Origin of the sequence: Mobiluncus holmesii ATCC 35242 (assembly GCF_000185445.1) — a bacterium.
Classification (GTDB): Bacteria; Actinomycetota; Actinomycetes; order Actinomycetales; family Actinomycetaceae; genus Mobiluncus; species Mobiluncus curtisii.
Map to the genome: position 1 here is coordinate 128726 of NZ_GL622346.1, position 24948 is coordinate 153673.

28 protein-coding genes are annotated in these 24948 nt (G+C 55.1%); 26 read left to right on the forward strand and 2 right to left on the reverse strand.

What is annotated here, in order from left to right:
* The first annotated feature begins 54 nt into the window (after positions 1 to 54).
* Genes folP through HMPREF0576_RS00560 form a run of 3 tightly spaced genes read left to right on the forward strand, consistent with a single transcriptional unit; the run spans position 55 to position 2741 of the window.
* Entirely contained in the window at positions 55 to 945 is an 891-nt protein-coding gene (gene folP / locus HMPREF0576_RS00550) for a dihydropteroate synthase (RefSeq protein ID WP_004008370.1), read from the forward strand.
* Between the two features lie 15 nt (positions 946 to 960).
* Positions 961 to 2259 carry a 2-amino-4-hydroxy-6-hydroxymethyldihydropteridine diphosphokinase gene (gene folK, locus HMPREF0576_RS00555; RefSeq protein ID WP_004010305.1) on the forward strand — a complete coding sequence of 433 codons (1299 nt, stop codon included), beginning with the start codon at positions 961 to 963 and terminating at the stop codon, positions 2257 to 2259.
* Positions 2259 to 2741, forward strand: a complete 483-nt coding sequence (locus HMPREF0576_RS00560; RefSeq protein ID WP_004008368.1) for a DUF3180 domain-containing protein — start codon at positions 2259 to 2261, stop codon at positions 2739 to 2741. The genes folK and HMPREF0576_RS00560 overlap by 1 nt, the downstream gene beginning before the upstream one ends.
* A gap of 38 nt (positions 2742 to 2779) precedes the next feature.
* Here the strand turns inward: HMPREF0576_RS00560 and HMPREF0576_RS00565 are convergent, their stop codons facing one another.
* The gene (locus tag HMPREF0576_RS00565; RefSeq protein WP_004010064.1) at positions 2780 to 3289 is read right to left on the reverse strand and encodes a hypothetical protein; all 510 of its coding nucleotides are present in this window, start codon (positions 3287 to 3289) and stop codon (positions 2780 to 2782) included.
* 84 nt (positions 3290 to 3373) lie between these two features.
* Here HMPREF0576_RS00565 and HMPREF0576_RS00570 point away from each other — a divergent pair, with 84 nt between their 5' ends.
* Together HMPREF0576_RS00570 and disA are read left to right on the forward strand one after the other, a co-directional pair.
* Positions 3374 to 4186 carry a hypothetical protein gene (locus HMPREF0576_RS00570; protein ID WP_236589528.1) on the forward strand — a complete coding sequence of 271 codons (813 nt, stop codon included), beginning with the start codon at positions 3374 to 3376 and terminating at the stop codon, positions 4184 to 4186.
* A gap of 4 nt (positions 4187 to 4190) precedes the next feature.
* Entirely contained in the window at positions 4191 to 5264 is a 1074-nt protein-coding gene (gene disA, locus HMPREF0576_RS00575) for a DNA integrity scanning diadenylate cyclase DisA (RefSeq protein WP_004008365.1), read from the forward strand.
* A 33-nt stretch (positions 5265 to 5297) separates the two neighbouring features.
* On the opposite strand, the gene HMPREF0576_RS00580 is transcribed toward disA, so the two are convergent.
* Positions 5298 to 6293, reverse strand: a complete 996-nt coding sequence (locus tag HMPREF0576_RS00580; protein ID WP_004008364.1) for a CPBP family intramembrane glutamic endopeptidase — start codon at positions 6291 to 6293, stop codon at positions 5298 to 5300.
* 290 nt (positions 6294 to 6583) lie between these two features.
* Between HMPREF0576_RS00580 and rpsL the strand changes: the two genes are divergently transcribed.
* The 21 genes from rpsL (at position 6584) to HMPREF0576_RS00685 (ending at position 24895) form a co-directional block, all read left to right on the forward strand.
* Positions 6584 to 6958, forward strand: coding sequence for a 30S ribosomal protein S12 (gene rpsL / locus HMPREF0576_RS00585; protein ID WP_004008363.1), 375 nt, complete (start codon positions 6584 to 6586; stop codon positions 6956 to 6958).
* 2 nt (positions 6959 to 6960) lie between these two features.
* Positions 6961 to 7431 carry a 30S ribosomal protein S7 gene (gene rpsG, locus HMPREF0576_RS00590; protein ID WP_004008362.1) on the forward strand — a complete coding sequence of 157 codons (471 nt, stop codon included), beginning with the start codon at positions 6961 to 6963 and terminating at the stop codon, positions 7429 to 7431.
* 99 nt (positions 7432 to 7530) lie between these two features.
* Complete coding sequence (gene fusA / locus HMPREF0576_RS00595; protein ID WP_036324454.1) at positions 7531 to 9663, forward strand: elongation factor G; 2133 nt, start codon at positions 7531 to 7533, stop codon at positions 9661 to 9663.
* A gap of 209 nt (positions 9664 to 9872) precedes the next feature.
* Positions 9873 to 11069, forward strand: coding sequence for an elongation factor Tu (gene tuf / locus HMPREF0576_RS00600; protein ID WP_004008360.1), 1197 nt, complete (start codon positions 9873 to 9875; stop codon positions 11067 to 11069).
* Between the two features lie 179 nt (positions 11070 to 11248).
* The gene (locus HMPREF0576_RS00605) at positions 11249 to 12856 is read left to right on the forward strand and encodes an aldehyde dehydrogenase family protein (protein ID WP_004010307.1); all 1608 of its coding nucleotides are present in this window, start codon (positions 11249 to 11251) and stop codon (positions 12854 to 12856) included.
* A gap of 91 nt (positions 12857 to 12947) precedes the next feature.
* The gene (locus tag HMPREF0576_RS00610) at positions 12948 to 14573 is read left to right on the forward strand and encodes an aldehyde dehydrogenase family protein (RefSeq protein WP_004010308.1); all 1626 of its coding nucleotides are present in this window, start codon (positions 12948 to 12950) and stop codon (positions 14571 to 14573) included.
* Positions 14574 to 14697: 124 nt separating this feature from the next.
* The gene (locus HMPREF0576_RS00615) at positions 14698 to 15681 is read left to right on the forward strand and encodes an ABC transporter substrate-binding protein (RefSeq protein WP_004010309.1); all 984 of its coding nucleotides are present in this window, start codon (positions 14698 to 14700) and stop codon (positions 15679 to 15681) included.
* 184 nt (positions 15682 to 15865) lie between these two features.
* On the forward strand, positions 15866 to 16855 hold the full coding sequence (locus HMPREF0576_RS00620) for an ABC transporter permease (protein ID WP_004010310.1): 990 nt from the start codon (positions 15866 to 15868) through the stop codon (positions 16853 to 16855).
* Positions 16856 to 16858: 3 nt separating this feature from the next.
* Positions 16859 to 17650, forward strand: a complete 792-nt coding sequence (locus tag HMPREF0576_RS00625) for an ABC transporter ATP-binding protein (RefSeq protein WP_004010311.1) — start codon at positions 16859 to 16861, stop codon at positions 17648 to 17650.
* Between the two features lie 367 nt (positions 17651 to 18017).
* Positions 18018 to 18326, forward strand: a complete 309-nt coding sequence (gene rpsJ / locus HMPREF0576_RS00630) for a 30S ribosomal protein S10 (RefSeq protein WP_004008351.1) — start codon at positions 18018 to 18020, stop codon at positions 18324 to 18326.
* Positions 18327 to 18337: 11 nt separating this feature from the next.
* The gene (gene rplC / locus HMPREF0576_RS00635) at positions 18338 to 18994 is read left to right on the forward strand and encodes a 50S ribosomal protein L3 (protein ID WP_004010051.1); all 657 of its coding nucleotides are present in this window, start codon (positions 18338 to 18340) and stop codon (positions 18992 to 18994) included.
* A 2-nt stretch (positions 18995 to 18996) separates the two neighbouring features.
* A complete protein-coding gene (gene rplD, locus HMPREF0576_RS00640; protein WP_004010312.1) occupies positions 18997 to 19641 on the forward strand; it encodes a 50S ribosomal protein L4 in 645 nt (214 codons plus the stop codon).
* Complete coding sequence (rplW, locus tag HMPREF0576_RS00645; protein WP_004010049.1) at positions 19638 to 19940, forward strand: 50S ribosomal protein L23; 303 nt, start codon at positions 19638 to 19640, stop codon at positions 19938 to 19940. The genes rplD and rplW overlap by 4 nt, the downstream gene beginning before the upstream one ends.
* A gap of 12 nt (positions 19941 to 19952) precedes the next feature.
* On the forward strand, positions 19953 to 20789 hold the full coding sequence (gene rplB, locus HMPREF0576_RS00650; RefSeq protein ID WP_004010048.1) for a 50S ribosomal protein L2: 837 nt from the start codon (positions 19953 to 19955) through the stop codon (positions 20787 to 20789).
* Positions 20790 to 20804: 15 nt separating this feature from the next.
* Entirely contained in the window at positions 20805 to 21083 is a 279-nt protein-coding gene (gene rpsS / locus HMPREF0576_RS00655) for a 30S ribosomal protein S19 (RefSeq protein ID WP_004008346.1), read from the forward strand.
* A 19-nt stretch (positions 21084 to 21102) separates the two neighbouring features.
* Positions 21103 to 21795: a 50S ribosomal protein L22 gene (gene rplV / locus HMPREF0576_RS00660; RefSeq protein ID WP_036324089.1), complete on the forward strand. Its 693-nt coding sequence runs from the start codon at positions 21103 to 21105 to the stop codon at positions 21793 to 21795.
* A gap of 3 nt (positions 21796 to 21798) precedes the next feature.
* A complete protein-coding gene (gene rpsC / locus HMPREF0576_RS00665; protein WP_004008344.1) occupies positions 21799 to 22620 on the forward strand; it encodes a 30S ribosomal protein S3 in 822 nt (273 codons plus the stop codon).
* Between the two features lie 3 nt (positions 22621 to 22623).
* On the forward strand, positions 22624 to 23040 hold the full coding sequence (rplP, locus tag HMPREF0576_RS00670) for a 50S ribosomal protein L16 (protein WP_004008343.1): 417 nt from the start codon (positions 22624 to 22626) through the stop codon (positions 23038 to 23040).
* Positions 23037 to 23279 (forward strand): 50S ribosomal protein L29, encoded by a 243-nt coding sequence (gene rpmC / locus HMPREF0576_RS00675; RefSeq protein WP_004008342.1) that lies wholly within the window; start codon positions 23037 to 23039, stop codon positions 23277 to 23279. Before rplP ends, rpmC begins: the two co-directional genes overlap by 4 nt.
* 3 nt (positions 23280 to 23282) lie before the next feature.
* Positions 23283 to 23567, forward strand: coding sequence for a 30S ribosomal protein S17 (gene rpsQ / locus HMPREF0576_RS00680; protein WP_004008341.1), 285 nt, complete (start codon positions 23283 to 23285; stop codon positions 23565 to 23567).
* A 182-nt stretch (positions 23568 to 23749) separates the two neighbouring features.
* Positions 23750 to 24895, forward strand: coding sequence for a MalY/PatB family protein (locus HMPREF0576_RS00685; protein ID WP_245527282.1), 1146 nt, complete (start codon positions 23750 to 23752; stop codon positions 24893 to 24895).
* The last annotated feature ends 53 nt before the right edge of the window (positions 24896 to 24948 follow it).

Below are 24948 nucleotides of genomic sequence, written 5' to 3' on the forward strand. Positions count from 1 at the left end.
GGTTCGGGATTTCCCGAAGCTGTTTTAAATTACAAAACTAAGGAGTAATCGGTGATGACCGTTCCCATGGATACACATCCTGAGCCATCGGTATCGTCTCTGCCAGACTATCTGTGCCCGCCACGCACGTTGGTAATGGGGATTTTGAACGTAACCCCGAATTCCTTTTCTGATGGGGGAAAATGGTTTGATTCAAGCCAGGCAGTAGCGCATGGTTTGGAAATGGTGGCACAGGGAGCTGACCTGATTGATGTGGGGGGTGAATCCACCGCGCCCGGTCGCAAACCGGTGGAGGTTGAAGAAGAAATCGCCCGTGTCCTGCCGGTGATTTCGAAACTGTCAGAAGCGGGGGTGACTGTTTCCGTGGATACTCTGCATGCGGAAACTGCCCAGGCGGCCGCGGCGGCGGGAGCCAGCATCATTAACGATGTTTCGGGTGGCATCGTGGATGACACCATGTTTGCCACCATTGCCACGTTGCAGTCACGTTACCCGCAGCTGAGCTACATTTGCCAGCATTGGCGGGGCAGTCCTGAGGTAGCTAACCAGTTGGCAGTTTATGACAATGTTGCTGCGGAAACCTGGCGCGAGGTGGAGTCGCGCCTGGAGCTAATGCGCCACAGCGATATTGATATGCGGCGAGTCATCATTGATCCCGGTCTGGGGTTTTCCAAAGTTGGCGAACAGGATTGGGAAGTCCTGGCTAACCTCGAGGTGTTTTTACATCGGGGCTACCCGGTGCTTCTCGGACCATCGCGGAAACGATATTTGGCTGACTTGGAAACAGTCGCGAGTGACCGGCATGCCCGTGACGATGCCACCGCGGCAGTTTCTATGTTTTGTGCGCTGCACAAGGTTTGGGCAGTGCGGGTACACAACGTTGCCCCGGTGGCAGTAGCTGTCCAGGCGGCAGCTCGCCTGGACGCCCACCGCCATTCTTGTTGAGAGGCAGTTTTGAAAATGACTTTGCATAATGCTTCCAATTCGGATTTTTCCCAGGAAATCCGTGGACGTCAGGTTGACGTGCTTGACTCATTAGACGGGCTCGATTCCATTACCTTGCGCGGAATTTTCGCGCGGGGTATCCATGGAGTTTTGGAATCTGAGCATCACGCTCCGCAGGATTTTTCAGTCGACCTCACCTTGTGGTTTGATTCCCGTAGGGCTGCCAGCTCGGATGACGTCGCCGACACCGTTGACTACTCGGTCGTGGCAGAAAAGATTGTCGCGGTCATTGAGGGGAAAAGTGCCGCTCTGATTGAACGTCTGGCTACGCACATCGCCTTGTCTGTATTGGAGGACTCGCGCATTGCAGCAGTCCAAGTCACCTTGCATAAGCCACACGCGTGTCTCAACGTGCAATTTGAAGATGTGGCGATACGTATTTTGCGGACTCGGTCAGATTTTGAAGCACACCAGGCTGATTTTCCGGTCAATCTGACCCAGCGTCCGGATCAGATTCGCCCCGCAGTTTTAGCTTTGGGCGCGAACTTGGGCAATCCGCTGGCAACCCTGCGAGAGGTCGTGGCAGCCTTGCAGTCTGCCCCAGAGTTTGAGCGCGTGGAAGTCTCACCCCTGGCACGGACTCGTCCGGTGTTGCAACCCGGTGCTGCCCCGCAACCGGATTATTACAACGCAGTGGTGCGAGTATGGTCGCGGTTGTCTGCCGTAGAGCTGTTAAAGCTAGCGCATCATCTTGAGGATAGCCACGGGAGAGAACGCCCTTATCATTGGGCAGCACGCACTTTGGATGTTGACGTGATTGACGTGGAAGGGGTCGTTTCGGCAGATTCTCGTTTGGTCTTGCCCCACCCGCGAGCCGCCACGCGGGCGTTTGTCCTGGTGCCTTGGTCGCAGCTGGACCCGCAGGCAACTTTGGAAGGTCGCACTGTCGCCAAACTTGCAGCGTGGGCACAAGACGTCGACGGTATCGTGAACCTGTGGGCAGACTGGCTGGAAACCAATCTAGATACGGAATCGGCAAAACCTGCGTCAAACCTTTCTGCTGCTGGTTCTTCGAGTACCCCCGAAGTTTCTCCGCGGAGCGATTCTCCGGTAAGGGACCGTGACAGTTTTGGTCTGCCGTCTTGGCAAGCCGCCTTGCCCCAGACTGAAGCCCGGCCTCGCGTGGTCGACAATGACACTGAAATCGACATTATCCGTCAACAATCAGTCGCTCCTGCCGCGAGTTCTCTTTCCTCCGCATCGCCCGCGGTTCCGGTACCGGAGTGGAAACGGGTCAGGAGACGGCGGCACTGATGAGTCACACGAGACCCGTCGTCCTGGTGCTCCTGACAGTGGTGGTGGGAGCCCTAAGCGCCACGTTGCTGAACTTCCTGTACAACCAAGGCGCCTCGCTGCCGCGTGATGGGGTGGAGTTTGGCTTAGTGGTCCTGATTATTTCTCTCTTGAGCGCGTGGTTGGCAGCGCAGGTGCAGCGCCTCAAGAAGCGCCAGTCGACATGGATGAGTGCGGTGGGGGCTGCTCGGGTGGCGGCGTTGTCTCTCGCTCTGTCGCACACTGGTGCCATATTCTTGGGCTATTTTGGGGCGCAGACTCTTTTCATACTGGTAAACCTGGGAAATGATGCCTTAGCGGATATGTTATGGAAAAAGATAGTGGCGGTCATTGGTGCGGTACTGATGACCATCACGGGGCTGGTAGTAGAAAAAATCTGCACCATTGACCCGAAGGATCCGAAATCTCAGTCCTCGCCTGGGGCAACTCCGGAAGCTGCTTGAGATTCCGGGGCAGAGGTTTCTCGAACCGGCGCTGGGAATCAGTTCGTTTGTGCGTCGTCAATCAGATAGCCCGCTGCAAACAGCAAGGAAATGGGGATAGCTTGGCGAGTATGAGCCAATTTCACCCCGGACAGACGGCGGCGCTCACCCCGGCGGAACAACCAGAATTCAAACCAAATACTGCATCCCAGCAAGACCGTCCCGAAAGCTCCCAGAAGCATCAGTACGCGCCAATCCAGATTTTTCGGATCAAATTTCACATTGTCGCTGGTCATTTCCCAGGCCTCTTGATCGGGGCTCTCCGATGCGATGTCGTCTCGTACCGCGGTGACAGTATCCCGTGCTACCAAAGCGGTCAAAGCCGTTAGGGCGGGAATAATGCCTAATCGTACCCATGCTCGTGGTTTCTTCTCCGTGAAAAAATCAGGGGAGGCATACCAGGCAAAAGTCAGCAGGGAGCCGATACCGGTGATGGCGAGTTGGTGGGGGGTAACAATCTTGTGGCGGGTACCCCTGACAGAGGACTCGTGCCTTGTTGACGCGCTCATGAAAACTCCTTTGTTTTGACAAAATTCTAACAACTAACGGCGTGGACTTTCGGGTTTTGCGTCTCTAAGCCGTAACTTAGGAGCATGACTGGCACCGGGACAGATGAGAATCGCACAGCGCGACAACCGCGCACAACGGTGTCCCGAAACGGCAGAAACTCAGGAACTGTCCCAACACGTCAGACACCAGCGCAGGCCGCCGCTAAAAAAGCAAAAAAACGCGGGACATCGCGTCCTCCGAAGTACACTAAAGCCCAAATTCAGCGCAATCGTTTGATTGCCCTGGCGATTGTCATTCTGGCAATAGTGGGAATGGTGGTTGCGATTCGTGAAGTCGCTGCCGCATTTACCCGGTGGCAAGCGACGCAGGCCGCAGAGGCTAAGGCTTATCAAATGCGGATGGAAGAACGCACTTTTCCCGCGCCACAACCCTGCGCGGACAAATCCTTGGGAATCACCCTGACCCATCCCAGCGCGGTGCTTACCGTCGGAGCTGGAGATCAAGCCGAAATGGTCGTGCACAATACCGGTAAAACTGCCTGTACCGTGGTGATCGACCCCACTAAAGTGGGGATGCAGATTATTTCTGGCAACCAAATCGTCTTTAATTCGACCAGTTGCCAGCCTGCCGATGCCCCCCGCAAGCAACTGTTACTGGATCGCGGCATGACCTGGAAACAGACCCTGAAATGGGACGGTAAGATGCAAAATGCAGATTGCTCGCCCGCTAGCGACGCGGCAGCTGCCGGTACATACCGCCTCAATGCGGTGTGGAACGGAGCCGTTACCGGGACAGAAACGGTCTTTGCCATCCAAGATCCACCCCCTGCTCCCAGCTCAGCGCCGGAAAGCGCGCCGGAAACCAGTCACGAAAACACCACGAAAACAGTAGGATGAGATTATGAACGATGCGCAGAGATTCCGGGAAGTAATCACCATGCTGGCTCCTGGTACCGAGCTGCGCGACGGTCTGGATCGAGTCATCCGGGCACATGCTGGCGCCCTGGTAGTTCTGGGCTATGAAGACCACATCAAGCGAATCTGTTCAGACGGTTTTGAGTTCGATATTGATTTCTCGGCTACCCGGCTGCGGGAACTGTGCAAAATGGACGGTGCTGTCATCATCGATCCGAACAAATGGCGGATTCGTCGGGCTAACGTCCAACTGCTCCCTGACCCCTCCATCCCCACCACAGAATCCGGAATGCGCCACCGCACCGCGCATCGTGTCGCGGTGCAGAGCGGCAACCCGGTCATTGCCGTATCGCATTCTCTGCGGGCAATTTCGCTATATCTGGGCAATAAGCGCTATGTGCTGGAAGACCCGGAGACCCTGCTGACCCGCGCCTCTCTGGCGATTGATACCTTGGAAAAGTACCGGATTCGATTGAACGAAGTTTCAGACTCGCTGACCACCATGGAAATCGACGACATGGTCACCGCCCGTGACGTGGCACTGGTGGTGCAGCGTCAAGAAATGGTACGCCGAGTCGGGCATGAAGTCTCCGATATGCTCATTCAGCTAGGTGAGCACGGTCGTTTGCTGAAAATGCAGCAAGCTGAACTGATGCGTGGCTTTGCAGTGAACCGTTCCCTATTGATTCGTGACTACATGCCCGATGAATACTCAGAGGAAAAGATTGTCAATCGTCTGGGCGAACTGGATGATGCAGAATTGTTGGATTTGAGCCTGGTCGCCCGCATCATCGGAGTGAACGGGATGGGTTCAGAGATCTTAGAGATTCCTTTGAGTGCCCGCGGTTTGCGGATGCTGGCGCGGATTCCACGTCTCCCTGCTCATATTGTCGAGGCGATTACTCGCCGCTGGGGGACTTTGTCCGAGCTGCTGGAGGTTTCCACCGAGGAGCTGATGGAAATCGAAGGCGTGGGACCGGGGCGTGCCCAAATCATCCATGACAGTCTGGAACAGGTCGTCGAGAACTCTGCTCTGGAGCGTATCTCGTCACACAGTTAGGGGTTTAGTGGGGTTGCCGCATAAGTGTGGAGCTTAGGCTTCCGGTTGGACTGACGGGGTAGTTTGATTGTGTGACGGTGTCCCGGCGGAGTCTGCAGGGTGACGGCGCATTCGCAGCACGATTAGCGTTGTCGCGACCAAGCAAACGATGGCGGTTAAGAAAGACCCCTCCATTCCGACACTGCCGCCGGTAATCCACTCGGGACCGACAAAAGTGCCTTGCAACAGACCACGTTGTTCCCCGGTGCCTGATACGACTGATCCCCAAAAAGACCCCTGCACCGCGTTCCATCCAAAGTGCAGTCCGATGGGGAACCATAAGCGTCGTTTCCACAGGTAGGCGGCCCCCAGTAGCGGTCCACCACTGAGCGCTAAGGCAACTACGCCCATTCCCGTCATGCCGGGATTCATCAGGTGGAGTCCACCGAACACCACGGTGGACATGACCAGCGCCCACACCGGTCCCCACGCCCGATCAAACAGGCGCACCATCACCCCGCGGAACAGCAGTTCCTCCCACACGCAGGACACTAGACCCATAGCTATGCCCAGTCCCACGCCGGGTTCGACACTGACCTTTACCAACTGCCAGTGCCCGCTGACCCACAGCAGCAGCATCGGGAGACTCACCAGCCCTGCCCCTACGGCGATTCCCGCTAGGGTTTCGGGCAGGGCAAACTTGGCAGCCAGCTCTGACACGGGACGTTTCGCTAGTTGACCAACCAAAAAACGATAGACAGCAATCTCTGCAACACACAGAATCAGACCGCAAATCCCCAGGGCTACAGGGGTGTCAAAGACTTCCCGAGGAGAGCTGCCGGCGTGTGTACCAGCGCGGTAGATATGCAGTGTTAAACCCGTGACCAGCAAGTAGACCCCAATCAGAGCCAGGGGCAATAAAGTTGCCTGCATCCATACGCCTTTTTCTCCGGTGAGGCGTTCCGTGGCGGCGCTTGCAGCCAGAAGGGGACTCTTCGCGCCGGGTTCTAAAGGTTCGGGAAGTTCGGGTTTTGGCTGGTTGTCGCTCATGGGTTCATTTTAGTGCAGCCAGATTTTGCCCGCGTGTTGACTGGTTTTGTTGCAGTCAAGCTGTTTTGGTAAGATTTCTCTTTGGTGTCTGTTTTTAGCCACCCAGAGTCGTGCGAAGAAACTCGTGCGAACAGCGGGCTCGCTCCGTTCGAGCTCCGGACGCAACCTGAAATGCCGTTCTTGAATCAAGGACCCAAAGGAAGGCGGACCGGCCCCCGGACGGTACAGCTATGTCCGCGGGGCGGCTATAAAGCCTTAGATTCCAAACATATTCAAGAAACGGAGTTACTGTGCCTACTATTGAACAACTTGTCCACCAAGGACGTACCAGCAAGCGCACGAAGTCCAAGACCCCGGCCTTGGCAGGCTCTCCGCAGCGTCGTGGTGTGTGCACTCGTGTGTACACCACCACCCCGAAGAAGCCGAATTCGGCTCTGCGTAAGGTCGCACGTGTGCGTCTTTCTTCCGGCATCGAGGTCAGCGCCTACATTCCCGGCGTTGGTCACAACCTTCAGGAACACTCCATCGTGCTGGTGCGCGGTGGTCGTGTGAAGGACCTCCCCGGTGTGCGCTACCACATCGTGCGTGGCGCTCTCGACACTCAGGGTGTGCGCGACCGCAAACAGGGTCGCTCCAAGTACGGTGCGAAGAAGGAGAAGAAGTAAGAATGCCTCGTAAAGGACCGGCGCCTAAGCGCCCACTCATTGCTGACCCGGTGTACAACTCTCCGCTGGTCACTCAGCTCGTCAATCGCGTCCTGCTGGACGGGAAAAAGTCTGTGGCTCAGAACATCGTCTACGGTGCGCTGCAAGGCGTGGCTCACAAGACCGAGCAGGACCCCATCGTGGTGCTTAAGCGCGCGATGGAAAACATCCGTCCGCATCTGGAGGTCCGTTCCCGTCGTGTCGGTGGGGCGACGTACCAGGTTCCGGTGGAAGTTAAAGCTTCTCGTGCGACCACTCTGGCGCTGCGTTGGTTGGTGGATTTCTCCCGTCAGCGTCGCGAAAAGACCATGACTGAACGTCTCATGAACGAAATCTTGGATGCCTCCAACGGCTTGGGTGCCGCGGTGAAGCGCCGTGAGGACGTTCACAAGATGGCTGAAGCTAACCGCGCCTTTGCCCACTACCGCTGGTAGTCGCCGGGCAGTCGCTAACCGTAAGTTCCGGTTGCAAGTCAGCACCGAGGGACTTTTGGAATTACAAGAAACAACAAACACTAACGAAGGGACATGCCCGTGGCACTTGACGTGCTAACTGACCTTAAGAAGGTCCGCAACATTGGCATCATGGCACACATTGATGCCGGTAAGACGACCACGACGGAACGCATCCTGTTCTACACCGGAATTAACTACAAAATCGGTGAAACTCACGATGGCGCTTCGACTATGGACTGGATGGAACAGGAACAAGAGCGCGGTATCACCATTACCTCCGCGGCTACCACCTGTTTCTGGAACAAACATCAAATCAACATCATCGACACTCCCGGACACGTGGACTTCACCGTTGAGGTGGAACGTTCCCTGCGTGTTCTGGACGGCGCGGTAGCAGTGTTCGACGGTAAGGAAGGCGTGGAGCCGCAGTCCGAAACCGTGTGGCGCCAAGCTGACAAGTACAACGTGCCGCGTATCTGCTTCATCAACAAGATGGACAAGCTGGGCGCTGACTTTGATTTCTCGGTTCAGACCATCATTGACCGCTTGGGCGCTCGCCCGGTCGTGATGACTTTCCCGATGGGTGCCGAATCCGACTTTGTCGGTGTAGTCGACGTTTTGCGTCAGCAAGCCGTGTACTTCCCCGAGAAAGACGCTGATGGCAACGATACCAAGGGCGCCATTGTCGAATACAAAGACATTCCCGCAGAATACCAGGAAAAGGCCGCAAAGTATCTCGAAACCGCTACCGAAGAGGCTGCTGAAGCCAGCGATGAGCTGATGGAAACCTACCTTGAGAACGGTGAGCTGAGCGTTGACCAAATCAAGCAGGGAATCCGGGCGCGTACCATCCGTTCCGAAATTTACCCGGTCTACGGTGGCTCCGCTTTCAAGAACAAGGGCGTGCAGCCTTGCTTGGACGGGGTTATCGACTATCTGCCCTGCCCGTTGGACGTCGAGGAGGTTCGTGGTTTCCGTCCCGGTCACGAAGAGGACGGCGAAACCGAATCCCGCAAGCCTGACGAGAATGAGCCTTTTGCCGCCCTGGCTTTCAAGGTGGCGGTGCACCCGTTCTATGGCAAACTGACCTACGTGCGTGTTTACTCTGGTAAAGCCGAACAGGGCACCCAGATTTACAACTCCACTAAGGGCAAGAAAGAGCGTGTGGGCAAGCTGTTCCAGATGCACTCCAACCACGAGAATCCGGTGGAAGTTGCACACGCTGGTCACATCTACGCCTTTATCGGTCTGAAGGAAACCACCACCGGTGACACCCTGTGTGCCATTGATAAGCCGATTGTGCTGGAATCCATGACCTTCCCCGACCCCGTGATTCACGTGGCAGTGGAGCCGAAGTCAAAGGCTGACCAGGAAAAGATGGGTACTGCTATCCAGAAACTGGCAGAAGAAGATCCGACCTTCACCGTGCGTTTGGACGAGGAAACCGGTCAGACCGTTATTGGCGGTATGGGTGAGTTGCACTTGGACATCATCGTGGACCGGATGAAGCGCGAGTTTAAAGTCGAAGCTAACGTGGGCAAGCCCATGGTGGCTTACCGCGAGACCATCAAGAAGAAGGTCGAGAAGGTCGAATACACCCACAAGAAACAGACCGGTGGTTCCGGTCAGTTCGCTAAGGTGCTGGTGACATTCGAGCCGCTGAGCGAAGAAGAACGTGCCGAAGGCAAGACTTATGCCTTTGAAGACAAGGTCACCGGGGGTCGTGTTCCACGCGAATACATTCCTTCCGTTGACGCAGGCATCCAGGAAGCTATGGAATCCGGCGTGCTGGCTGGATACCCGATGGTGGACGTGAAGGCAACGCTGGAAGACGGCGCTTACCACGAAGTTGACTCGTCGGAAATGGCTTTCAAGATTGCCGGCAACATGGTGTTCAAGGAAGGCGCCAAGAAGGCGAACCCCGTCATCTTGGAACCCATCATGGATGTGGAAGTTCGCACCCCCGAGGAATACATGGGCGACGTCATCGGCGACCTGAATTCCCGCCGCGGCAACATTGCTTCCATGAACGACGGCCAGGGCGTGAAGGTTATTCGCGCCAAGGTGCCGCTGTCAGAAATGTTTGGTTACATCGGTGACCTGCGTTCCAAGACGCAGGGACGCGCGGTGTTCACCATGCAGTTCGATTCCTACGCCGAGGTTCCGCGTTCGGTTTCCGAAGAAATCATCGCCAATAACCGCGGTGCATAAGGGTTATTTTCCCTTTTCAGAGTGTCCCCGGAACGTTCGCCGGGTACGTCTCGACAAGAGCCGGGGACACTCTTGGGAAAACTCACAATATCCGCAAGAAGAAGAAATCAAGAAAAACTCAGGTAGGAAAATCCGTAAGATAGTGGTAATCTGACATCTGCTTATTTATTACGGAGCAAAACTACCTAAATCCAGGAGGAAAGAAAGAAGTGGCACAAGGCACTTATACTCATGACAAGCCGCACGTTAACGTCGGCACCATTGGTCACGTTGACCACGGCAAGACTACTCTGACTGCAGCTATCACCAAGGTGTTGGCTGATAAGTATCCGGATTTGCCCGCAAACAAGTTCACCCCCTTCGATCAGGTGGATAACGCTCCCGAGGAACGTCAGCGCGGCATCACCATCAACGTTTCTCACGTTGAATACGAAACCCCCAACCGTCACTACGCTCACGTGGACGCCCCCGGTCACGCCGACTACATCAAGAACATGATTACCGGCGCGGCGCAGATGGACGGCGCTATCCTCGTGGTGGCTGCTACTGACGGTCCGATGGCTCAGACCAAGGAACACATCCTGTTGGCTAAGCAGGTTGGCGTGCCCTCCATCCTGGTCGCTCTGAACAAGTGCGATTCTTCCGATGTGGACGAAGACATGCTCGAAATCGTCGAGGACGAAATCCGCGATGACCTGGAGAAGCAGGGCTTCGATCGTGACTGCCCGATTATCCACGTTTCCGCTCTGAAGGCCCTGGAAGGCGACCCCGAGTGGACCAAGAAGATTGAAGAGCTCATGGAAGCGGTCGATACCTACATTCCTGAGCCTGTTCGTGACCTCGACAAGCCGTTCTTGATGCCTATCGAAGACGTCTTCACCATTACTGGTCGCGGTACCGTAGTGACCGGTCGTGTGGAACGCGGCAAGCTACCGTTGAACGCCGAAGTGGAAATCGTAGGTATTCGTCCTACGCAAAAGACCACCGTTACCGGTATCGAAATGTTCCACAAGTCCATGGACGAAGCCTACGCCGGCGAGAACTGTGGTCTGTTGCTGCGTGGCACCAAGCGTGAGGACGTTGAGCGCGGTCAGGTTGTCTGCATTCCTGGCTCCGTGACCCCGCACACCAAGTTCGAGGGCAAGGTCTACATCTTGAAGAAGGACGAAGGTGGACGTCACAAGTCGTTCTACGACGGCTACCGCCCGCAGTTCTTCTTCCGCACCACCGACGTGACCGGTGTTATTCACCTGCCCGAAGGCACCGAAATGGTTATGCCTGGCGACACCACCGAAATTAGCGTTGAGCTGATTCAGCCTATCGCTATGGAGGAAGGTCTCGGCTTCGCTATTCGTGAAGGCGGTCGTACCGTTGGTTCCGGTAAGGTGACCAAGATTATTGCGTAATTACCTACGGTAGATTACACAGCGATGGGCAGGAAACGTAGTTTCCTGCCCATCCTGCTATTAACTTAAAGAATCCGTCAAAGCCCATAATAGCTTCCCACCTTAGCTATAATTGGTGGAGCTGTTTTTTGTAACTTTCCATCGACAGGCAGAGAGGGGTCGCGGTGCGTTCTGGTGTCTTGGACGACAGATTCTTTGCTACCTTGGCAGAATTTTTGTCCTGGATGCACGGCCCCCGCAAAGACGTGGTCGATGTGGAATCGGGACGACTGCTGACTAGGGTAGCTACGGCTTCTCCCGAAGATGCCCAAGAATCGCTGATGACAGTGCAGGCTGCCCAGGTGGTCTGGACGGAGATGGGGCCCTTTGGACGTGCCAAGGTCTTAGCTCGCTTTTCCCAGTTAGTGTGGAAGTTTCAAAATGAAATGGTCGCCCTGTCGCAAATGCTCAGCGGCAAATCATTGATTGACTCCCATGAGGAATTTCTAGATGTTTTGTCCACTGCGCGAAATATTAAATATAGCAGCCGCCGTTTAGGTAAACGGCGAGCTGGTAGGGGAGTGCTGCCAGGTTCGCGGTGGCGGGTCTACCAGCGGCCCTTGGGCACCGTGGGAATTTTTACGTCACCAGAGTGGTCGCTTTCTTCAGTTAACGATGTCCTCCAGGCGATTGCGGCAGGCAATGCTGTAGTCAATTTTGTGACTCCCCAAGCCGCTTTGGGTGCCGTATTGATGCACGCCATGCTGGTGGATGCAGGGATGCCTTATGGCTTGTGGAAAATCATTCCGGATACGACTTCCAAAGCAGGTCGTTCGGTAATTCCCGGTTTGGATATGGTGTCAGTTTTAGGCTCAGAAAAACTGGGACGCAGGATTTCACGAGTTTGTCAGGAATACAAGGTTCCTTTCAAAGGTTTCCTCCAAGTGCACAATGTCGGGGTGATTAGCGAAGACTGTCGTTTTGATCATGCGGTTCGGGCAATGGCACGTGCCGGTTTCCAATTCGCAGGGCAGTCCGTGAACGGAGCCGAAATCATCTGGGTACAGGAGTCTATTTTTGATTACTTTAAACTAGCTTTGAAAGATTTTGTGTCTGACCAGGTCACCATTGGTTCTCTGGATTCCGCTGACACTACTATGGGACCGATGTTGACCCCTCAGCGGATACAGAGAATGCAAGAGCTGGTGGACGATGCGGTCCAGCGAGGAGCCGAGCTGGTGCTCGGGGGCTATGCTGCCCCGGAATTGGGACCGTCTTTCTTTGAACCGACCATCCTCTCCAGAGTGCCACAAGATGCCGCGCTTTTTGAGAGCGAAGTGCACGGACCGATCATCTATCTGCAACCTTTCCAGGATCTCGCGGAAGTATCACGTTACTTAGGGACTTCACGACACAGTTACTGTACCTATCTGTTTACCGAATCCGAGTCTACGATGCGTGATTTTGTCCACGCGGTTGACGGCGCGGCGGTAGTCATTAACGATTCCTACATGAGTCTGTACTCGACATGGAACGCTCCGATTCAAGGTATCAAGAACACCGGTTCTGGAATCCGTCATGGGGCGGAGTCAATTTTGCAGTATTCCCGCGTGCAATCCGTGACCAGACAAGAAGGTCATCCCTGGATCTCAAACGACCTACAGCCCGGTAACAGGATGGAACGATGGAGCTTTTTCTCCAGTCGCGCCGCGGTGATTGCTTCGATTCTGTTCACCGACACAGCGATTGCCTATGCCTGGCGCAATATGTGGCACCACATTAAGAATCGAATTCACGGTCCAGTTTAGAACCGCTTTTGTCTCATCGTGCCCCGCATAGCAACGATTTGGGGACTAGCTCGACAAACGAGGCAGTAGACTACAACAGAAAGGAGGAGACATGGAATACCCCAAGGGCATTAATGACAAGTTCGTACAAGCCCTGCTGGATGCTGGGCGTAGTGAGAGTGGCGCTGAGACCCCGGTTTACAACGTCCAGACGTGGGAACCATTTGGAACTATCCATTGCTCCACCTTTTCCGAAGGGGAACAATCTGTACTCCGGGCTCATGCCGTGAGTGATCAGTGGTCACAAGAGGGGTTTTACGCGCGTTCGCGTATCCTATATCGTTTTTTGAAACAGGTGGTGCGTCATTACGGACCAATTATCGGTCTCAATCAGCTGTTGAGTGGCAAATCCTGGCTGGATGCCTCCGCGGAATATTTCTACATGATTACCCAGGTGCGAGGCATTAAACGAAATCTCAAGTATCTGTGGAAACCGCGTCGAGGTGCGGGTACTGTCCCCCGGTCCACCTACCGGGTTTGGTACAGGCCGGTAGGAGTAGTGGGGATGTTCACTTCTGCAGACAATCCAACCTCGATGGTCTGCGACATCCTGAATCCTCTCATGGCAGGTAACGCGGTTGTCAACTTTGTGACCCCCCAGGCAGCTCTGGGATCTCTGCTGATGAAAGCAATGTTGGTGGATGCCGGTATGCCCGAAGACGCGTGGCGTGTCGTGGTCTCGGATTCTTCACAGTTTGGGATGAAGTTCATCCCGGCTCTGGACTACGTTGCAGCTATCGGATCGAACCGGATGTGTCAACAGATTTCGATGGAGTGTGCGCGCCATTCGGTCCCTGTATCGTGCTTTGGCGGGATTAAGAATATTGCGTTGGTGATGGATGACGCGAAACTGTGGGATGCGGCGAAAGCCTGTGCCCGTTCGGCTTTCCTCAATGCCGGACAATCTATAAATTCTGTCGAGATTATTTTCGTACATGAATCAGTGCGAGAACCCTTCGAACAGATGATGCTCCAATACACCCAGGAACAGATTCGAGTGGGTCGATTCACGGACCGATACGCCACTATGGGCTCCCTGATGTATCCCAGTCGGGTTAAGAAATGCGAGAAAGTGGTGAAACTTGCTCTCGATAACGGTGCTCGGGTGCTGATGGGGTCTCACCCGCGTCCGGAGATTAGCCCGACTTTCTTTGAACCGACCATACTGTCGAATTTGCCTTACGATTTGGACCTCTTAGAGACGGAAGTGTACGGTCCCTTGGTGGCGCTGTTGCCATTTGAGGACATCACAGGTGTGGTTCGTTTGGTGACGGGGTCCCGGGTGATTGACTCTGCCTCTGTCTTTACCCGTGATATCGATTTCGTGCGGAACCTGATTAACAATGCTGAGTTTGCCACGGTTAGCGTCAATGACACGTATTTCTCGATGGATATGTCGTGGAGGGCACCGATTCAGGGTAAAGGCGAAAGTGGGCAGGGGATACGTCACGGTCTGGAAGCGATTTTGCAGTACACCCAGGTTTTTTCAGCTACGCGTTTAAAGAGCATCTCTTGGGTGCCCAAGGATTGGCGTTCTGGAAACTGGACTGAACGCCTGACTTTCTGGTTTATGGGTTTCTATTCTTGGCTGTCGCGTAACGTGACTGACACAGTGGTCGCAGACGGAATCAGGGCTATCCTCCGGTGGATTCGTGATCGGTTTGTCGGTCCGGTGTAATTTTCCGTATTTAGACCAGGTGCTGTCCATCGCATCTCCGTTCGCTATATGAGACAAGTTGTTTTCAAAACATGAATGGCGTTATGGTGAGTTTCAATATTCACCCAAACGAAGGATTTTCCTGATGCGTAGAATAATTGCCTCAATATTTGTCGGTGTAGCCGCGTTGGCGCTGGCGAGTTGTTCGTCTTCAGACGGTGCCAAGGGAGGTGCTGCCGGTAGTGATGGCGGATACAAGGTCGCCATAGCCCAGTACGCCAGTTTCCCGCCCTTGGACGAGGCAGTAGCCGGGTTTAAGGACGCGGTGCAACAGGCGGGACTGGATGTTTCCTATGACGTTTCTAACGCGCAAGGGGATCAGACCAACGTAAACTCCATTGCTTCCAAGTATGCCTCCGGCGATTACGATTTGGTGTTCGCTATTGCCACGCCTATGGCTCAGTCCATTGCTCAGAACGTGGTCGATGTTCCGGTGCTGTTTACCGCGGTGACAGACCCGGTGACAGCGGAGCTGGTCAAGTCTAACGAAGCGCCGGGTTACAACGTGACCGGCACTACGGATATGAATCCGGTGGCTCAACAGATTGACTTGGTCAAACAGGTGATTCCGGATGCTCACAAGATTGGCGTTATCTATTCCTCAGGAGAGGTAAACTCCCAAGTGCAAGTCAAAATGGCGAAAGCTGAAGCCAAGAAACAAGGGCTGGAAGTGGTGGAAAAAACCATCACCAACACTGCTGAAGTCCAACAGGCTGCGCAAACCCTCACCGGGGTAGACGCCATTTATATTCCTACCGATAATACTGTGATAGCTGCTTTGGATTCCGTGCTGCAAGTGGCAGAGGAAAAAGGCATTCTCACGGTGACGGGGGATACCAGCTCAGTTGAAAACGGGGCAGCTTTGACCCTGGGTCTGGATTACCGGGAACTGGGTCACCAGACCGGGGAAATGGCAGTAAAAATTCTGAAAGGTGAGGCCCAGCCGAAAACTATGCCGGTAGAGTCTCAAAAGAAACCACAGCTGGTGGTGAACCCCGAGGCTGCCAAAAAACAGGGACACCCTCTTTCTGACGAACTGTTGGCTAAAGCCGATAAAACTATCAAGTAACCAATATCTATAGACAAAAGCCCATCCAGCTAGAAAGCGGGGTGGGCTTTTGCGGCGTTGAAAGACGCGGTATGCTGAGGCGCTATTTTGGCTGGAGTGTCAGCCTCGTGTTTAATGAGTGGATAAGCGACCCCGAAAACGTAACCGGGGAACCTTTTGAATACATGTAAGGATTTGAGAAAACATGATTGGTGCGGTGGAACTCGGCCTGATTTATGGGCTGATGGCCTTGGGGGTGTACCTCACATTTAGAATCCTCGATTTCGCCGATTTGACGATTGACTCGAGTTTTACCACCGGAGCGGCTGCCTGTGCGGTAGTCATTCTGGGCGGGGGTAGCCCCTGGCTGGGAACTTTGGCAGGATTCGCGGTGGGACTCATCGCTGGGTTTATTACCGGTTTGCTGAACACGGCGGGGAAAATTCATCCGCTCCTGGCAGGGATTTTGACCCAGATTGGTTTGTATTCAGTGAACCTGCGTATTATGGGCAAATCCAACCTGCCGTTCCGACGTGAAGAATCACTGTTTACACCACTGCGCGAGGCGAATCTGGTGGGGACGTGGGTCAGCGTGGCGATTTTGCTGGCGGTCTTGCTGGTAGCCTGCGGGATAGTCGTGTGGTTCCTGTCCACCAATCTGGGGTTGGCTTTGCGTGCCACCGGCGATAACGAAGAAATGGCGCGTGCCCAAGGGGCGAACACAGATTTGGCTAAACTGGTCGGCTTGGCGCTGTCCAACGGCTTGGTGGCACTGTCCGGTTCCCTCATCGCCCAATATCAAGGCTTTGCGGATATTTCTATGGGTATCGGACTGATTATTGCCGGTCTAGCGTCAGTTATCATCGGCACCGCGCTCATCCCCACCGGACGTATTTGGATGGCAGTGTTGGCAGTGGTGGGCGGTTCGGTAGTGTATCGCGTCATTATTCAAGCTGCCTTGATGATTCCGGGATTCAACCCCAACGATATGAAACTGTTGAGCGCAGTCATCGTGGTGGTGTTCCTCATTGCCCCGCGGTGGAAGGGGTTTCTCTCATGGCAAAAGAACCATCCCATTGCGGAGTTCTCCGGGGTGCAGCCCTGGGATACAGCGGATGCAGAGGAACTTGACTCCGGCGATACCCGCCCGGCGGATAAACATGTTACCAAACGGACGCGACGGAAAGGACTGTGAGCCATGCTAGAACTTTCACATATTTCCAAGGCGTTTTTCCGTCACACTGTTAACGAAAAAATTGCCCTGCGTGACATCTCCCTGCAGTTGGATGAAGGCGACTTCGTGACCATCATCGGTTCTAACGGGGCGGGCAAATCGACCTTGCTGAACATCGTCTCGGGGCGCTACCGTCCGGACTTGGGACAGATACATATTGACGGCAACGATGTGACGCGCAAACCTGACTACAAAGTGGCGCGTTACGTGGGTCGCGTGTTCCAGGACCCGATGGCGGGAACCTGCCCGCACCTGACTATTGAAGAGAACTTGGCAATTGCCTGGGCACGCACGCATGGGCACGGGCTGGGACTGGGAGTAACTCCGGCACGCAAAGCACAGTTCCGCGAAGAGCTCAAGGTGCTGGAGCAAGGGTTGGAAAATCGCCTAACAGCCCGCGTAGGCTTGCTCTCTGGCGGGCAGCGTCAAGCACTGTCCTTGGTGATGGCAGTGTTCACTCAACCGAAGATTTTGCTGCTCGATGAACACACGGCGGCTTTAGATCCGGCGCGTGCCGAGCTGATTACCCGCTTGACCCAGGAGCTGGTGGCGCGCCACGGGCTGACCACCCTGATGGTGACCCACAATATGGAACAAGCTCTGCACCTGGGCAACCGCCTCATCATGATGCACGAGGGCGAAATCATTATGGAACTGAGCGGGAAAGACAAGGAAAACGCGACTGTGGACGACCTACTGTCCCAGTTCGCCAAGTTCAAAGGCGCGGCGCTATCTGACCGCACTATGCTGTCCTAGTCTTTGCCCCGAGTTTGCCGTTTACATAAGCTGTCACACTTATCTCCTGGAGCAGCGGCATCTCGGATTAGGTTTGTAGCAGAATTTAAAAGTTAGAAGCAACCTAAACCGTGCGGCATTTTTCGCGAACAGATTTCTGCAGTGGAGCTTGAACAACCGCAGAATTTGCATCAGACCGCGGTTTTAGCGTAGGCTTTATCCTCGGCGCATCTTGAGGCGGGTTCACGCCTCCCAGTGCGCACTTGCCTGGCAAAAGTCAGGTGAAATGGAAATCCAACGGTGCAAGATTTCTGCGTTGTTGCGTTTAGAAATGCGACACACCCGAAAGCGTGTACCGGTGAAGAACCAGTTAGAGAGAGGTTAGCCCATGGCGGGACAAAAAATCCGCATTCGGCTGAAGTCTTATGACCATGAGGTCATTGACTCCTCGGCAAAGAAAATTGTCGAGACGGTAACCAGTGCTGGCGCTACCGTAGTCGGACCTGTGCCCCTGCCGACCGAAAAGAACGTTTACGTTGTGATTCGGTCGCCGCACAAATACAAAGACAGCCGGGAGCAATTTGAAGTTCGCACCCACAAGCGTCTGATTGACATTATTGATCCCACGCCTTCCGCAGTTGATTCGCTGATGCGTTTGGAACTGCCGGCAGACGTGAACATCGAGATTAAGCTGTAAGGAGGACCACGATGACTAACGACACCATGGCCTCTGTAAAGGCATTGCTGGGGCGTAAGCTCGGCATGACCCAGGTCTGGGATGAAGACGGCAAGTTGATTCCCGTGACGGTGGTTCAGGTCGAAAAGAACGTCGTCACCCAGATTCGTACCAATGAAACCGACGGCTACGACGCTGTCCAGCTGGGCTTCGGCAAGATGGACGAACGCAAGGTCACCAAGCCGATGGCGGGTCACTTCGCCAAGGCCGGCGTGGAACCGCGCCGCCATCTCGCAGAAATCCGCACCGGTGACGCCAGCTCCTACGAGCTTGGTCAGGAACTCGGCGCGGAAGTATTCGAAGCGGGAACGCTGGTGGATGTTTCGGGAAACACCAAGGGCAAAGGCTTTGCCGGCGTGATGAAGCGTCACGGTTTCCAGGGCGTATCTGCTTCTCACGGTGCGCACCGTAACCACCGCAAGCCCGGCTCTATCGGTGCTTGTGCCACCCCCGGTCGCGTGTTCAAAGGTCTGAACATGGCTGGTCGCATGGGCGGTAACCGTCGCACCATCATGAACTTGAAGGTTCAGGCTGTGGACGCGGAAAAGGGCTTGGTCGTTTTGACCGGCGCGATTCCCGGCCCTAAAGGCGGCATCGTCATGATCCGCTCTGCTGTGAAGGGAGCCTAACAATGACTGAAAACCGCAGCGTAGACATTTTTGATGGTGTCGGCAAGAAAACCGGCACTGTCGAGCTGCCCGGAGAGGTTTTCGACCTCGACTTTAACAACCCCTTGGTACACCAGGTCGTAAACGCCCAGTTGGCGGCGGCTCGTCAGGGGACCCACGCCACCAAGACTCGTGGTGACGTTTCTGGCGGTGGCAAGAAGCCGTGGCGTCAAAAGGGCACCGGTCGGGCGCGTCAGGGCTCGATTCGCGCCCCGCAATTTACCGGTGGCGGCACCGTCCACGGTCCGCAGCCCCGTGACTACTCTCAGAACACCCCGAAAAAGATGAAAGCCGCCGCTTTGCGTCAGGCTTTATCCGATCGGGCTCGTGCTGGGCGTATCCACGTGCTGAGCGATTTCGGCGTCAAGGAAACCCCCTCCACCAAGGCTGCGAAGGCAGCTTTGCAGGGGGTAGTCGATAGTCGTCGCGCCCTGATTGTGTTGACCCCGGAAGTTGATGACGTCGTGGCATTGAGCGTGAATAACCTCAGTGAGCACCACGCACTGTTTGTCGGCGAGCTGAACACTTACGATGTGTTGGCTAACGACGATGTGGTGTTCTCGGCTACGGCGTTGGACTCCTTCCTCGGGAAAGGAGAAAACAAGTGAGCCTGGAAAAGTCTAAGAACCCGCACGACGTGATTATTAAACCCGTCGTCAGCGAAAAAGCCTACAACTTGATTGACCACGGTCAGTACACCTTCGTGGTGGCTCCCAACGCAAACAAGGTTGAAATCAAGCTGGCTATCGAAGAAATCTTTAAGGTAAAGGTTGCTTCTGTCAACACCCAGAACCGTGAGGGCAAGCGCGTGCGCACCCGTACTGGCTGGGGCAAGCGTAACGACACCAAGCGCGCCATCGTCACCCTCAAAGAGGGCTCGATTGACGTCTTTGGGATGCAGGCCTAAGGGGGATAACTCATGGGAATTCGTAAGTACAAGCCAACTACTCCGGGACGTCGCGGTTCTTCCGTGTCAGATTTCGCGGAAATCACACGCGATCATCCGGAAAAGTCCCTGGTTCGTCCGCTGCACAAGACCGGTGGGCGCAACAATAAAGGTCGGGTTACCTCTCGTCGTCGCGGTGGTGGTCACAAGCGCCAGTACCGTCTGATTGACTTCCGTCGTCACGACAAGGACGGTATTCCCGCCAAGGTGGCTCATATTGAATACGATCCGAACCGTTCGGCGCGCATCGCTCTGTTGCACTACGCCGATGGTGAGAAGCGTTACATCTTGGCTCCGTCCAAGTTGAAGCAGGGCGATGCTATTGAACAGGGACCCACCGCGGATATCAAGCCTGGCAACAATCTGCCGCTTAAGAACATTCCGCTGGGTACCACGATTCATGCGGTAGAGATGCGTCCGGGCGGCGGCGCCAAGATTGCCCGTTCCGCCGGCGTTTCTGTTCAGCTGGTCGCTAAAGAGGGTCGTTTTGCGCAGTTGCGGATGCCGTCTGGAGAAATCCGCAACGTGGATGCCCGTTGCCGCGCCACTATTGGTGAAGTCGGCAACTCCGATCATTCCAACATCGACTTGGGCAAGGCTGGTCGCTCCCGTTGGCTGGGACGCCGTCCGAAGGTCCGCGGTGTCGTAATGAACCCGGTTGATCACCCTCATGGTGGTGGCGAAGGTCGTACTTCCGGTGGTCGTCATCCGGTGAGCCCCTGGGGTAAGCCTGAGGGTCGTACTCGTAGCAAGAAGAAGGCGTCGAATCAGTACATTGTCCGTCGCCGTAAGACTGGCAAGAATCGCTGATAGGGGAGTTTGTTTATGCCACGCAGTTTGAAGAAAGGCCCCTTTGTTGATGCACACCTCCAAAAGAAGGTGGACGCACAAAACGAGGCCAACACGAAGAACGTCATTAAGACTTGGTCGCGTCGTTCGATGATTACCCCAGATTTTCTGGGTCACACCATCGCGGTGCACGACGGTCGCAAGCACGTGCCGGTGTTCATCACTGAGTCCATGGTCGGTCACAAGTTGGGCGAATTCGCTCCGACTCGTACTTTCCGTGGTCATGACAAGGATGACAAGAAAGGTCGCCGCTAAAGCGGGGGAGGGAAAGAACATGAAAGCAATTGCTCATACCCGCTATGTGCGCGTGACTCCGCAAAAGGCTCGTCGCATCATGAATGAAGTGCGCGGAATGGAAGCCGACAAGGCACTAGACCTGCTGAAGTTTGCTCCGCAAAAACCTGCCTTGCCGATTCGCAAGACCTTGGTTTCCGCCTTGGCTAATGCCGAACAAGCAGCCCGCAACGCCGGTACGTCTTTTAACTCTGATGAGATGTACATCGTCGAGGCCTACGTCAACGACGGTCCTACGATGAAGCGTTTTCGGGCACGGGCGCAAGGTCGCGGGGCGCGTATCTTGAAGCGTACTTCTCACCTCACCATCGTGGTGGGAGATGCCGAGGACAAGAAGGAACTTGCTGCTCCTTACTTGCCGTCCCAGCGTCGCCCGGAAGCTGATCGGATTTCAGCGTCTGCCGCAAAAAAGGCTGCCGCGGAAGCTGTCACGAAAAAGGCATCCAAGCCGGTAGAGACGCCGGAAGAATCGACGTCTAAGACCGATAGCGCTGCCAAGAAGGCTCCTGCTAAGAAGTCCGCCGCGACGAAGTCCACGACTAAGTCGAGCACGTCGAAGGCGGCGACTACCAAGTCTGCCAAAGCCAAGTCGAGCAGCAGCAAGTCCACGGCTACCAAGAGCGCAACGGCGAAAAAGCCCGCTGCAAAAAGCACTGAGAAGGGAGCGGAGTAAATAATGGGTCAGAAAGTACATCCCACTGGTTTCCGTCTGGGCGTAACCGCGGAACACCGTTCCCGTTGGTTTGCCGACTCCACCAAGTCCGGTCAGCGTTACCGTGACTTCGTGAAAGAAGACGTCGAGATTCGCCGTCTGATGCAAGACAAGCTGGAACGCGCTGGTATTTCTAAGGTCGAAATCGAACGGACTCGCGATCGTGTGTCTGTCGATTTGTACACGGCTCGTCCTGGTATCGTTATCGGACGCCGTGGCGCAGAAGCGGATCGCTTGCGCGCTCAGCTGGAAAAGCTGACTGGTAAACAGGTCCAGTTGAACATCCGCGAGGTGAAGAACCCCGACCTGGATGCACAGCTGGTCGCACAGTCTATTGCGGAACAGCTCAGCGCTCGTGTGTCTTTCCGTCGCGCTATGCGTAAAGGAATGCAGTCCGCGCAGCGCGGGGGTGCCAAGGGTATTCGTGTGCAGTGCTCCGGGCGCTTGGGCGGTGCTGAAATGTCCCGTTCCGAGTTCTACCGGGAAGGTCGCGTCCCTCTGCATACCCTGCGTGCCAACATCGATTACGGCTTCTACGAAGCCCGTACCACTTTTGGGCGTATCGGTGTAAAGGTCTGGATCTACAAGGGCGACATGACCGAAACGGAATGGAACCGGATGCAGGCTGAACAGGCTGGTCGCACCGGTCGCCGTAACGACCGTCACGCCGGAAACCGTCGTCCTCGCGCCGACCGTCCTGCTGACAACGCGCCCAGCGAAAACGTAAATGAAACCCCCGAAGCCGCGACCGTCGCCGCCGGGGCAACCACAGAAACGGAGGCATAAGCAATGCTGATTCCTCGTCGTACTAAGTGGCGTCGCCAGCACCGTCCGGGTCGCCGTGGCTACGCTAAGGGTGGCACCGAGATTGCTTTCGGCGATTTTGGTATTCAAGCCCTGGAGAGTGCCTATCTGACTAACCGTCAGATTGAAGCGGCTCGTATTGCCGTGACTCGTCACGTCAAGCGTGGTGGCAAGATTTGGATTAACATTTTCCCGGATCGTCCGCTTACCAAGAAACCTGCCGAAACTCGTATGGGTTCAGGTAAAGGTTCCCCAGAATGGTGGGTCGCTCCGGTGAAGCCCGGTCGAGTACTGTTCGAAATCGCCGGTGTAAGTGAGGAACTGGCCCGCGAAGCACTGTCTCGCGCCCAGCACAAACTGCCCATCAAGACCCGTTTTGTATCCCGAGAGGGTGGTGAATGAACATGATAGGTTCCAAAGGACTGGCTCCTAACGATTTGGATGCCATGGACAACGAGCAGCTCGCGATGAAGCTGAAGGACGCGAAGCAGGAGCTTTTCAACTTGCGCTTTGCCCAAGCTACCGGTCAGCTCGAAGACCACGGTCGCATCAAAGCGGTTCGCCGCGATGTCGCCCGCATCTACACCATTTACCGCGAGCGGGAACTCGGCATTCGTACCGAGCCCAGCGTTAAGGAGTAATCAATGGCAGACGAAACTATGACCACCGAAACGACCGAACGCAATCACCGTAAGGTGCGCCGCGGCTACGTCGTGTCCGATCGTATGGAAAAGACCATCGTGGTTCAGCTCGAAGACCGCGTGAAGCACCCGCTTTACGGCAAGGTCATGCGTAAGACCAAGAAGGTTACGGTTCATGATGAGCAAAATCTCGCCGGTATTGGCGATTTGGTCGTCATCATGGAAACGCGCCCGCTGTCCAAAACTAAGCATTGGCGCCTCGTGGAGATTGCCGAAAAGGCTAAGTAATTCTCCACAACTAAAACTCGGTTGAGGTCTTTAATGAGACCTTTCAATCTGGATAAAGGACGCGGCCCGGATACATTATGTGTCTGGGCTGCGTCCTTATTTACGCCGCAGTGGTCTGCCTAGGAGTTGAGATTGTGATGCAAGTCATCGTCTCGCAGGTCTCGTCCGCTTAGAATAAAGACGTGATAGCATTACCGTCTTTAACTGATTTGAAAAATTCGCGCAGCCTGAAATGGAGCGCCCATCCTGGAGCCTTAGGGATGTGGGTCGCGGAAATGGACTTTGGGATTGCCCCAGGAGTTCGAGCAACTTTGCAGTCTGCCCTAGATGACACGGTTACCGGTTATCCTCCGGTAGGTCTTTCTCAGCAGGTTGGTCAGGCATTGCGCGAGTTCTATGCGGATGAGTTTGGCTGGACTATTCAGCCCGATGCGGTCGGCGTGGCAGCCGATGTTTTGTCAGTGCTGCAAGCCGTGGTGAGCATCCTTCCTCCCCAGGCTCCGGTAGTCGTGCCTACCCCGGCATACATGCCATTTTTGACTTTGCCCCAGGATCAGGGTCACGAAGTCATCCAAGTTGCGTCTCTCTATGATGCGGCTACAGGTAAATACCAGCTGAATTTGGAGGGTATATCGCAGGCTTTCGCTACGGCGGAAAGCGGCGGGCTGCTGGTCCTGTGCAATCCGTGGAATCCCGTGGGGAAATGTGTCAACGCTGACGAAATGTCCGGGTTATGCACTATCTTGGAACAAAATCCCCACGTTTTAGTGTTCTCAGATGAGATTCATTCTCCGCTGGTCTTGGACGGGAAGCTTCATCCTTTTGCCAATTATTCCGATTTGGCAGCCTCCCGAACTGTGACTGCATCCGCCGCCTCAAAAGGGTGGAACATCCCTGGTTTGCACTGCGCACAATGGATCATTCCTGATGAATCGCTGCGGAAACGTTTACGTACCCCACTGCAGGTCTTTGCCTCGGGCGCGACCCCGTGGGGAATGCTGGCTACGATTAGCGCTTTCCGTGACTGTCGCAATTGGCTGGGGGAAGTCAAGGCTCAGATTGTTGAGAATCGGGAACTTGTCCGCAACTGGCTGACCAATCACGGCGAGCACTTCCGGGTGTTTCTCCCGGAGGCAACTTATCTGTCCTGGTGGGAAACCGATGGAATTCTCGGAGATTGTCCCGCCCGGACTCTGCAGGAGCGCGGTCTAATTGTTAACGACGGTGCGGATTTGGGTACGGGCTTTGAAAAAGCTTTCCGTTTGAACCTGGCGACTACCCCCGAAGTGCTGCACGCTGCTTTGAACCTTATCGGAGCGCGTGGTTAGACCAGGCGGAGCCAGTTCAGGTGAGTTCATTGTCACGATACGATACTGGCTGC

Excerpts from the sequence above, each read along its gene's own strand:
- rpsC (WP_004008344.1), top strand. The coding sequence starts at position 21,799 with ATGGGTCAGAAAGTACATCCCACTGGTTTCCGTCTGGGCGTAACCGCG.
- rpsQ (WP_004008341.1), top strand. The coding sequence starts at position 23,283 with ATGGCAGACGAAACTATGACCACCGAAACGACCGAACGCAATCACCGT.
- disA (WP_004008365.1), top strand. The coding sequence starts at position 4,191 with ATGAACGATGCGCAGAGATTCCGGGAAGTAATCACCATGCTGGCTCCT.
- HMPREF0576_RS00610 (WP_004010308.1), top strand. The coding sequence starts at position 12,948 with ATGGAATACCCCAAGGGCATTAATGACAAGTTCGTACAAGCCCTGCTG.
- HMPREF0576_RS00625 (WP_004010311.1), top strand. The coding sequence starts at position 16,859 with ATGCTAGAACTTTCACATATTTCCAAGGCGTTTTTCCGTCACACTGTT.
- rplP (WP_004008343.1), top strand. The coding sequence starts at position 22,624 with ATGCTGATTCCTCGTCGTACTAAGTGGCGTCGCCAGCACCGTCCGGGT.
- folP (WP_004008370.1), top strand. The coding sequence starts at position 55 with ATGACCGTTCCCATGGATACACATCCTGAGCCATCGGTATCGTCTCTG.
- HMPREF0576_RS00565 (WP_004010064.1), bottom strand. The coding sequence starts at position 3,289 with ATGAGCGCGTCAACAAGGCACGAGTCCTCTGTCAGGGGTACCCGCCAC.
- rpsG (WP_004008362.1), top strand. The coding sequence starts at position 6,961 with ATGCCTCGTAAAGGACCGGCGCCTAAGCGCCCACTCATTGCTGACCCG.
- HMPREF0576_RS00620 (WP_004010310.1), top strand. The coding sequence starts at position 15,866 with ATGATTGGTGCGGTGGAACTCGGCCTGATTTATGGGCTGATGGCCTTG.
- rplC (WP_004010051.1), top strand. The coding sequence starts at position 18,338 with ATGACTAACGACACCATGGCCTCTGTAAAGGCATTGCTGGGGCGTAAG.
- rplD (WP_004010312.1), top strand. The coding sequence starts at position 18,997 with ATGACTGAAAACCGCAGCGTAGACATTTTTGATGGTGTCGGCAAGAAA.
- rpsS (WP_004008346.1), top strand. The coding sequence starts at position 20,805 with ATGCCACGCAGTTTGAAGAAAGGCCCCTTTGTTGATGCACACCTCCAA.
- HMPREF0576_RS00560 (WP_004008368.1), top strand. The coding sequence starts at position 2,259 with ATGAGTCACACGAGACCCGTCGTCCTGGTGCTCCTGACAGTGGTGGTG.
- HMPREF0576_RS00615 (WP_004010309.1), top strand. The coding sequence starts at position 14,698 with ATGCGTAGAATAATTGCCTCAATATTTGTCGGTGTAGCCGCGTTGGCG.
- rpsJ (WP_004008351.1), top strand. The coding sequence starts at position 18,018 with ATGGCGGGACAAAAAATCCGCATTCGGCTGAAGTCTTATGACCATGAG.
- rplB (WP_004010048.1), top strand. The coding sequence starts at position 19,953 with ATGGGAATTCGTAAGTACAAGCCAACTACTCCGGGACGTCGCGGTTCT.
- rplV (WP_036324089.1), top strand. The coding sequence starts at position 21,103 with ATGAAAGCAATTGCTCATACCCGCTATGTGCGCGTGACTCCGCAAAAG.
- HMPREF0576_RS00580 (WP_004008364.1), bottom strand. The coding sequence starts at position 6,293 with ATGAGCGACAACCAGCCAAAACCCGAACTTCCCGAACCTTTAGAACCC.
- HMPREF0576_RS00570 (WP_236589528.1), top strand. The coding sequence starts at position 3,374 with ATGACTGGCACCGGGACAGATGAGAATCGCACAGCGCGACAACCGCGC.
- rpmC (WP_004008342.1), top strand. The coding sequence starts at position 23,037 with ATGAACATGATAGGTTCCAAAGGACTGGCTCCTAACGATTTGGATGCC.
- folK (WP_004010305.1), top strand. The coding sequence starts at position 961 with ATGACTTTGCATAATGCTTCCAATTCGGATTTTTCCCAGGAAATCCGT.